The sequence below is a fragment of the Brevibacterium rongguiense genome, from assembly GCF_009857845.1.
In the GTDB taxonomy this organism is placed as follows: domain Bacteria; phylum Actinomycetota; class Actinomycetes; order Actinomycetales; family Brevibacteriaceae; genus Brevibacterium; species Brevibacterium rongguiense.
In genome coordinates this window covers 1-8,704 of record NZ_WWEQ01000085.1, presented here as the reverse complement: position 1 = coordinate 8,704, position 8,704 = coordinate 1, and the positions used below count along the sequence as shown (strand labels likewise).

6 protein-coding genes and 1 rRNA gene are annotated in these 8,704 nt (G+C 75.0%); 6 read left to right on the top strand and 1 reads right to left on the bottom strand.

Annotation, left to right across the window (positions count from 1 at the left end):
- The first annotated feature begins 2 nt into the window (after positions 1-2).
- The 3 genes from rrf to GSY69_RS13005 all read left to right on the top strand — a co-directional run bounded on the left by rrf (position 3) and on the right by GSY69_RS13005 (position 2,378).
- Positions 3-119: ribosomal RNA gene (gene rrf, locus GSY69_RS13015) — 5S ribosomal RNA — on the top strand.
- Positions 120-360: 241 nt separating this feature from the next.
- Entirely contained in the window at positions 361-1,386 is a 1,026-nt protein-coding gene (locus GSY69_RS13010) for a nitronate monooxygenase (protein ID WP_160954265.1), read from the top strand.
- Positions 1,387-1,667: 281 nt separating this feature from the next.
- Positions 1,668-2,378, top strand: coding sequence for an SIR2 family NAD-dependent protein deacylase (locus GSY69_RS13005; RefSeq protein ID WP_160954264.1), 711 nt, complete (start codon positions 1,668-1,670; stop codon positions 2,376-2,378).
- A 6-nt stretch (positions 2,379-2,384) separates the two neighbouring features.
- On the opposite strand, the gene GSY69_RS13000 is transcribed toward GSY69_RS13005, so the two are convergent.
- Positions 2,385-3,197: an aldo/keto reductase gene (locus tag GSY69_RS13000; protein WP_202411111.1), complete on the bottom strand. Its 813-nt coding sequence runs from the start codon at positions 3,195-3,197 to the stop codon at positions 2,385-2,387.
- 192 nt (positions 3,198-3,389) lie between these two features.
- On the opposite strand from GSY69_RS13000, the gene GSY69_RS12995 reads away from it, so the two are divergent.
- The 3 genes from GSY69_RS12995 to GSY69_RS12985 are packed head-to-tail and all read left to right on the top strand — an operon-like array spanning position 3,390 to position 8,645.
- The gene (locus GSY69_RS12995) at positions 3,390-4,913 is read left to right on the top strand and encodes a cation:proton antiporter domain-containing protein (RefSeq protein WP_160954262.1); all 1,524 of its coding nucleotides are present in this window, start codon (positions 3,390-3,392) and stop codon (positions 4,911-4,913) included.
- A 35-nt stretch (positions 4,914-4,948) separates the two neighbouring features.
- On the top strand, positions 4,949-7,639 hold the full coding sequence (locus GSY69_RS14270; RefSeq protein WP_202411110.1) for a hypothetical protein: 2,691 nt from the start codon (positions 4,949-4,951) through the stop codon (positions 7,637-7,639).
- 10 nt (positions 7,640-7,649) lie between these two features.
- Complete coding sequence (locus GSY69_RS12985) at positions 7,650-8,645, top strand: HAD-IIA family hydrolase (RefSeq protein WP_160954261.1); 996 nt, start codon at positions 7,650-7,652, stop codon at positions 8,643-8,645.
- Positions 8,646-8,704: the final 59 nt, after the last annotated feature.

Genomic DNA, 8,704 nt, shown 5'->3' with positions numbered 1-8,704 from the left:
TTTGCGGTGGTGAGAGTGTTGGGGAAACGCCCGGTTCCATTCCGAACCCGGAAGCTAAGCCTGATCACGCCGATGGTACTGCACCCGAGGGGGTGTGGGAGAGTAGGTCGCCGCCGCAATCCTCTTCCAAAAGGGGGGGTCTGGTCGCTGCGTTGGTGCAGTGGTCGGGCCCCCCTTTCTTGGTTTGCCCCCCGGGTGTTTTCTTTGCCCCCGGGGGGGTGTTTGTTTTGTCCCGTGGGTTGCTGGTCGGGTGCGGTTGGCCCGGGCGTATCGCCCGTGCGGCCGATGACGCCCTTCGAGGGCAGAGTCCGTCGCTGCCCGGTACGGCACCGCGCCGGTGCAGCGCCTATCGTGGGCTGCATGTTCTCCCTTGCGCAGCTCGCCGTTCCCGTCGTCCAGGCTCCGATGGCCGGTGGCCCCGTCACCCCCGAGCTCGCGGCGGCCGTGTGCGCCGCGGGCGGACTGGGCTCGCTGCCCGCGGGCTACCTCTCCACCGCCGAGCTGGCGGCCAACATCGGGGCGCTGCGGGCGCTGACGGAGCGGCCGTTCCACGTGAATCTCTTCGTCCCGGAGGCCGTGCGCAGCGACCCCTCCGCCGTAGCCGACTACGCGCGCGCACTGCGCCCGCTGGCCGAGGAGCTGGGCGTGGAGCCTCCGGCTCCCCCTCAGCCCACGGACGATTCCTATGGCGAGAAGCTCGCGCTGCTCGTCGCCGATCCGGTGGATCTGGTGAGCTTCACGTTCGGCCTGCCCGCGCGCGCCGACCTCGACCGGCTCCACGGGGTGGGCACCGCCTGTGCCGCGACGGTGACGAGTGCGGCCGAAGCCCGCGCGGCGGGTGCGCTGCCGATCGATGCGCTCATCGTCCAGGGTCCGGAGGCCGGCGGCCACCGCGCGGTCCACGATCAGTCCGCGCAGCCGGACAGCACTGCGCTCACCGACCTCGTGGCGCAGGTGCGCGCCAGCACCGCCCTGCCCCTCGTCGCCGGAGGGGGCATCGCCGATGCGGGCGCCGCTGCGGCCGTGCTCTCTGCCGGCGCCGATGCCGTGCAGCTGGGCACCCGGTTCCTCACCGTCGCCGAGGCCGCCACCAAACCGGCCCACCGCGCCGCCCTCTTGGCCGGGGAGCGTGCGACCGTGCTCACCCGCACGTACTCGGGACGGCCCGCCCGCGGGCTGCGCAACCGCTTCATCGGCCGGCTGAGCTCAGCGGAGGTGGTGGGCTACCCGGAGGTCAACACGATGACCGGCCCGCTGCGCCGCGCGGCCGGCGCCGATCCGGAGATCATGAACATGTGGGCCGGAGAGGGGTATCGCGCCTGCCGCGAGCAGACCGCGGCGGAGCTCATGGCCGAGTTCGCCCACCTGGCGCCCTCTCATCCATGACGCTCGCATCCAGTGCGCGAGTGCCGCGCGCGGGGACATCGGACGCCAGGCGCAGTGCCCGCGGCACGGCGCACTCGCGGCACATCGCACTCGAGTGACAGTGCACTCGAGTCAACGCGCACTCGCGGCACACTGCACGCGAGTCGGCATCGCGCGCCCTGCGAGCAGAAGCGCGCACGGCCGTCCCTAGCCCGACCGGGGCCGCGATGAAGCGGTGGGCGCCGAGCGGCGCCTGCGGGCTGGGCGCCTCGGCGGGCGGGGCACACCGCTAGGGTGGCGATATGCGCATCGCACTGCTCACCGGCGCGGGGCTCAGCACCGGCGCCGGCATTCCGGACTTCCGCGGCCCCCAGGGCCTGTGGACGCAGGACCCGCGCGCCGAGCGGATGTCGACGCTCTCCTGGTACCTGGGCGATGAGGACGTGCGGCGCCTGGTCTGGCGCAGTCGAGCAGAGTCACCCGTCTGGGACTCCGCGCCCACCCGCGCGCACCTGGCGATCGCGCAGGCCGCGCAGCGCGGGACCGTCAGCGGCGTCGTCACCCAGAACACGGACGGCCTCCACCAACTGGCCGGCACGCCCGCCCACCTCGTGCGCGAGCTGCACGGCAGCATGCGCGCCTGGCGCTGCGAGGACTGCCGGGCCACCGGGCCCATGGCCGAGATGATCGAGCGGGTGCGCGCCGGCGAGGCGGACCCGCACTGCGCGCGCTGCGGCGGGATCGTGCGCGGCACCACGATTCTCTTCGAAGAGGCGCTCGATCCGCAGGTCGTCACCGATGCGATCGACATCGTGCAGGCGTGCGACGTGCTCATCGCCGCGGGCACCTCGCTGACGGTCACGCCCGCGGCGGATCTGTTCCCCATCGCGCTGGAGGCCGGTGCCCGGGGCATCATCGCCAACGCCGAGCCCACGCCCTATGACCGTGCGGCCGAGCGCGTGGAGCGCGGCGACCTCGAAGAGGTGATCCCGCGGCTGCTCGCCGAGCTCTGAGCCGGCTCAGAACTCCTCGTAGACCGCCGGATCCTGGTCCTTGAGCCTGCCATCGGGGCGCCCGAGCGCGGAGATGGCCCGCACTTCGGCCGCGGTGAGCTGGACCTGGGCGGCGGCGAGGTTCTGCTGCTGGTGCTCGGCGCTGCCGGCCTTGGGCAGCGGCAGCGAGCCGATGGCCAGGTGCCAGGCGAGCACCGCCTGGATCGGCTCGATGCCGTGGGCCCGGGCCGCTTCGCGCACGGGCTGGGCCTCCGTCACATCGTTGCCGCGGCCCACCGGCGACCACGCCTCGGTGACGATGCCGTGCTGCGCGTCGAATTTGAGCTGCTCAAGCTGGGGGAAATAGGGGTGGAGCTCGATCTGGTTGACCTCCGGCGATACGCCGGTGACGGCCTCGAGGCGCTCGATGTGGTCCGGCAGGAAGTTCGACACGCCGATGTGGGCGACGAGGCCGCGCCTGCGCGCCTCGATGAGCGCCCGCCACGCGTCGACGTAGCGGTCGATGCGCGGATTCGGCCAGTGGATGAGGTAGAGGTCGATGTGATCGAGGCCCATGCGCATGACGGACTCCTCGACGGTGCGCAGCGCCTCGTCGTAGGCGTGGTGGCGACCCGGCAGCTTGGAGGTCACCGTGATGGCCTCGCGCGGCATGCCGGAGGCGCGCACCGCGGCGCCCACCGCGCCCTCGTTCTCGTAGCTGAATGCCGAGTCGAGCAGGGTGTACCCGCCGCGCAGCGCGGTGACGAGGGCATCCCTGCCCGCGGTGCCGTTGAGGCCATAGGTTCCCATGCCGATGGGCGGCAGGTCGATGGCGGTCATGAGCGCTCCCTTCGCGTGGCGTAGTGCCATCGTAGGCACACCCGCCCCGCCCGCTGCAGCACCGGGCGGGGCGCGGGCCGGCGATAGGATGATGTGCCGCGCCCGCGTGCGCCCGCCCTCGTCCAGAGACCCACCGCGTCCGCATCCAGAGGCCCACCGCGCCCAGCGGTCCACCGCGTCCGAAAGGCTCCCATGTCGTTCATCCTGCTCACCGGCTTCGGTGCCGTGGCCGCATGGGCACTCGTCGCGCGGCGCTTCGAGCGCACCGGCATCGCCGGCCCCGCCGCGCTGGCGGCCGTCGGCGCACTGGTGGCGTGCGCCGATGTGAGCGCGTTCCGCGAGGCCGCCGGGTCCGAGGCCGCCGAGCGCTGCGTCGAGCTCGTGCTCGCCGTGCTCCTGTTCATCGACGCCTCCGAGGTGCGCGGCGGCGTGTTCGGCGGCGAGGGCCGCACGGTGGGCCGCCTCGTGCACATCGCCCTGCCGCTCTCGCTCGTCCTCGTCGTCGCCACCGGATGGTTCCTCCTGCCGCAGGTGGACGCGTTCGCGCTGCTGGCGATCGCGTGCGTCGTCATGCCCACGGACTTCGCGACGGCCGCCGCCCTCCTGCGCAGCGATCGCATCCCGGCGCGCATGCGGCGCATCCTCAACGTCGAGAGCGGCTACAACGACGGGCTCGTCTCGCCCGTGTTCAGCATGGCCATCGCGCTCTCGCTCGTCGCCCAGGCGCTCGACACCGCCGGTGGGGAGGCCGCCGAGGTGTCCCAGCAGAGTGCGCGGCTGATCGAGCAGCACCTCGAGGAGTTCGGCGAGGCGCTCATCGGCGCGCTGCCGGCCACCCTCCTCGCGCTCGCGGTGGGCGTGTCCCTGGGCGCCGCCTTCGGCTGGCTCGCCCGCCTGGCCCACTCGCGCGGGTGGGCGGACGCCTCGGGCATCCGGTTTGTCGCCCTGCTCGTGCCGCTGCTGGCGTTCGGCATCGCGCTGCTGCCGGTGCTTGAATCGAACGGCTTCATCGCGGCGTTCGTGGCGGGAATCGCGTTCCGACTGACCCGCTCCGGCTCCGCGGGCGACGCGGTGCCCCCCCCCGCGGAGCTGCTCCTGGTCGACGAGGTGGGCACGCTCGCGGCAAACTTCGTGTGGTTCGCGCTGGGGGCCATGATCCCCATCGTCGTCGCCGACGGGTTCGACTGGCCGATCGTCCTCATCGCCGTCCTCGCCCTCACCGTGTTCCGCATGCTGCCCGTCTACGTCTCCCTGCTGCGCTCGGACATCGCGCGCTGGGACCGCGCCCTCCTGGGCGCGGTGGGCCCGCGCGGCGCCGCCACGATCGTTTTCGGGCTGCTCGCCTATACGAAGCTGCCGGGTCAGCTCAGCCGGGATGCGCTGACGGCCATGGTGTTCACCGTGGTGGGCAGCATGGTCCTCCACGGCATGCTCGCGCCCGTGCTGCTGCGCCGCTGGCGGGCGCCGGGCACCGCGGCGACCGGTGCGAGCGCCGACCGCGAGGCGCGGCCGGAGAACGAGCGCCGTCTGGGCGGCGAACGCCGCGCGGCAGGTGAGGGCGGTGCGGGCGGAGCGGCCAGTACGGGAGGTAAGGCCAGTGCGGAAGGCGAGGTCCGTGCTGGAGGTGGGGCCCGAGCGCGCGGATCCCGCAGCGGCGGGCCGCAGGCTGTGCCCCGTGCGGGCGGCAGTGCGCGCCCCGCCGAGCCGATAGACTGAGCCGATCACCCGTTTCACGTCCCCAGGGGAGAGCAGTGCCGAATTCCGAGAGCAGCAACGCCGGTCGCGACCGCGGCGAGCGCCGCGACGATGGCCGGGCCGACCGCCGGCAGGGAGGCTCGGGGCCCCGCAGCGGCGACTCGCGCAGCGACCGCGGGCGCTCGGACTCGCGCTCGGGCGGGGGCCGCAGTGGAGAGCGCTCCGGTGGCTTCCGGTCCGGTGGCCCCCGCGGTGAGGGCGGCTACCGCGGCCGCGACGGCGAACGCGGCCGCGACGGCGAACGCGACCGGGACGGCCGGCGCGGGAACTCCCAGCGCGATGACCGGCGCGGGGGCTACAGCCGCGATGGCCGCCGCGACGGAGAGCGCTCCGGGGGCTACTGCCGCGGCTACGGCCAGGACGATGACCGGCGCTCGGGGGGCTACCGCCGCGACGATCGCGGCGACGAGCGCTCCGGTGGCTTCCGCTCCGGCGGCCAGCGCAGCGATGGCGGCTACCGCGGGGGCCGTGATGGCGAGCGCCGCGACGAGCGGCGCGGGAGCTTCCAGCGCGACGAGCGGCGCTCCGGCGGTTTCCAGCGCGAGGATCGCCGTGGGGGCTACAGCCGTGACGAGCGACGCGACGGCGAACGGCGCACCGGTGGTTACAACGGTGATAGCCGCCGCGACGGCGAACGGCGCTCCGGCGCTTACAGCCGCGACGATCGCCGTGACGAGCGCACCGGCGGCTTCCGGTCCGGTGGCCAGCGCGGTGAGGGCGGCTACCGTGGGCGCGATGGCGAACGCGGCCGGGACGATCGGCGCGGGAACTCCCAGCGCGGTGAGCGCGGGGGCGGCTTCGGCGGCAAGCGCCGCGAGGGCGGTTTCCAACGCGACGACCGCTTCCAGCGCGATGACCGCGGCTACGGCCGTGACAACCACCGGGGGGGAGGGCGCTCCGGCGGCTACGACCGGGACAGCCGCCGCGCCGGCGGTGACAGCCGCGACGACCGCTTCCAGAGAGACGACCGCTCCGGTGGCCAGCGCCGCGACGGTGGTTACCGCGGGAGCCGCGATGGTGAGCGCCGCGACGGCCGCTGCGATGGCGAGCGCCGGGATGACCGGCGCGGCGGCTTCCAGCGCGATGACCGGCGCGGGCGCCCCGAGCGCCCGGGGCGCCGCGATGACCGTCGCTCCGATGACCGCGAGGAGCGCCCCTACAAGCCCGGGCGCGGCGACAGCCGCACCCCCCTGCGCCGCGACACCGGCGACCGGGCGAAGCGGCCGCGCGAACCGGAGATCCCCGAGGGCATCACCGGCCGCGAACTCGACGGCGAGACGCGAGCCCGGCTGCGCTCGCTGACGAAGGAGAACGCGGAGAAGGTCTCCCAGCACCTCGTCGCCGCGGGCCAGCTCGTCGACACGGACCCGGAGGCCGCCTACGCCCATGCGACCGCGGCAGTCACGCGCGCCGGTCGGATCGGCGCGGTCCGCGAGGCTATGGGCATCGTCGCCTACGCCCTCGAGAAGTACGACGAGGCCATCCGCGAGCTGCGCACCCACCGCCGCATCACGGGATCCCAGGACAATGTGGCGCTGCTGGCCGACTCCGAGCGCGGCCGGGGTAAGCCGGACAAGGCGCTCGAGGCCTTCGCGGAGGCCGACCGCTCGGCCCTCTCCGATGAGGCCTGGACCGAGCTCGTCATCGTCGCAGCCGGTGCCCACACCGACCGGGGCGATGTCGCCGCGGCGCGCCGGCTCATCGAGGAGCAGAACTTCACCGGCCACGCTCCGGCGGAGACCGTGCGCCTGCTCGCGGCCTACGCCGATCTCCTGCGCATCGACGGCGACCGGGAGACGGGGGACAAGTACGAGGAGCTCGCGCGTCGCACCGCCGCGTCCAATGAGATCCCGTTCGGCGACGAGGAGCCCGATCCCAACGCCGACGTCGAGATCATGACCGTCGAAGAGGAGGACGAGGAGCTGCCGGCCGATGGCGGCGAGGAAACCGCCGTGGGCGAACTGCGCCACGCGGACTCCGCCGCCGGTGAGGCGACCGGTGAGGGCGTCGAGGCGGACACCGCCGCCGAGGCCCGCGCCGGCGCCGCTGCCGCCGCCGCGCTCGCCGCGGATCCGGGAGCCGAGGCACGGAGGGCCGCTGCGCCGGCCGGCGGGGAACCGGCGCAGGGCGCCCGGTCGTTCGAGCAGGAGGTCGAGGACGAACTCGACGAGCTCCTCGCCGAGGCGGGCATCGACGATGCCGAGCCGGGCGCCGAGACCGCCGACCGGACCGGTGCGCCCGCCGCGCCCGCCGACGGCCAGGACGACCCCGCCGCGGCGCAGGCCAGCGCCGCCGAGCCGCAGCCGCACGCCGAGCCCGTCCAGGCAGCGGTCGACCCCGCCGAGGCATCGGCCAGCTCCGACGGGGCGCCGGCCGAGCCCCCTGCAGCGCCAGACGAACCCGAGGGCGCCCCGGCCGCCGCGCCGACCGCTGGCACGGACGCTGGCACGGACGCGCGCCCCGCCGCCGCTGCCGGTGCAGCGCAGGACGCAGCCGAGGACGCCGCAGACGGGCAGTCCGCCGGCACCGGAACCGGCGCCGGCACTGATGCCGGCACCGGCACCGCGCAGGCCGCCGCCGGCGAGACAGCGCGGGAAGACGCCGAGCCCACCGCGCACGGCCCTGCCGACGGCACTGCCGACGACGAGGGCGATGACGAGATGACCGCGCCCCTGTTCGACCTGTGAGCGCCGGCCTGTGAGCGCCCTCGAAGTGGCAGGCGGCCACGACGCCGTGCTCCTCGACCTGGACGGCGTCGTCTACACCGGGCGGGCCGCGGTGCCCGGCGCCGCCGAGGCCCTGGGCCGCTGGCACGCGGCCGGGCTGCCGTACTGCTTCGTGACGAACAATGCGGCGTACCCCGCGGCGCGCGTCGCCGAGCGCCTGCGCGGATTCGGCGTCGAGCTCGCGGATGCGGACGTCATGACCTCCGGCCAGGCCGCCGCCGCCGAGCTCGCCGCCCAGCTGGACCCGGGGACCCCCGTCCTCGTCGTGGGCAGCCCCGCCCTGCGCGAGCTCGTCGCGGCCGCGGGCCTGGCCGTGCGCACCCCGCCGGCCGGGGACGAGGCGCCGCCGCACGTCGCGGCCGTCGTCCACGGGTTCGACCGCGACATCGGCTGGCACGGGCTGACCGCCGCGATCCGCGCGATCCGCGGCGGCGCGCGCTCCTGGGCCACGAACCCGGACCCCAGCGTGCCAACGGAGGACGGCGAACTGCCCGGCAACGGCACGTTCGTCGACATCGTCGCCCGGTTCTCCGGCGTGGAGCCCACCGTCATCGGCAAGCCCGCCGCCACGATGCTCATCCGCGCCGCGCAGCGCCTGGGCGCCCGCTCGCCGCTGATGGTGGGCGACCGGCTGAGCACGGACATGGCGGCCGCGCGCGCCGCGGGCTTCGCCTGCGCCCTCGTCCTCACCGGCATCGACGACGTGCACGCGGCGCTCACCGCGCCACCGGAGGCCCGCCCCGACACGGTCGTCGCCGACCTCGCGCAGCTGGCACAGGCGCTGCCGGAAGCACGCGTGGACGGCGACGGCGCTGTCTGCGGCGACGGCCGCGCACAGCTGAGCGGCGGTCGGCTGCGCCTGGCCGGGCCGCCGCGGCCGGCCGTCCAGGCCGCCCTCGCCCTCACCGCGGGCATGGACCCGGCCGGCCTCGACCTCGCCGAGGTGCCCCGGAGGTTCGATGCCTGAGCCAGCTCCGCGCTCCCAGCCGGCCCCGCAGCCGCACCCGGTCCCGGGGCCCCGGCCCG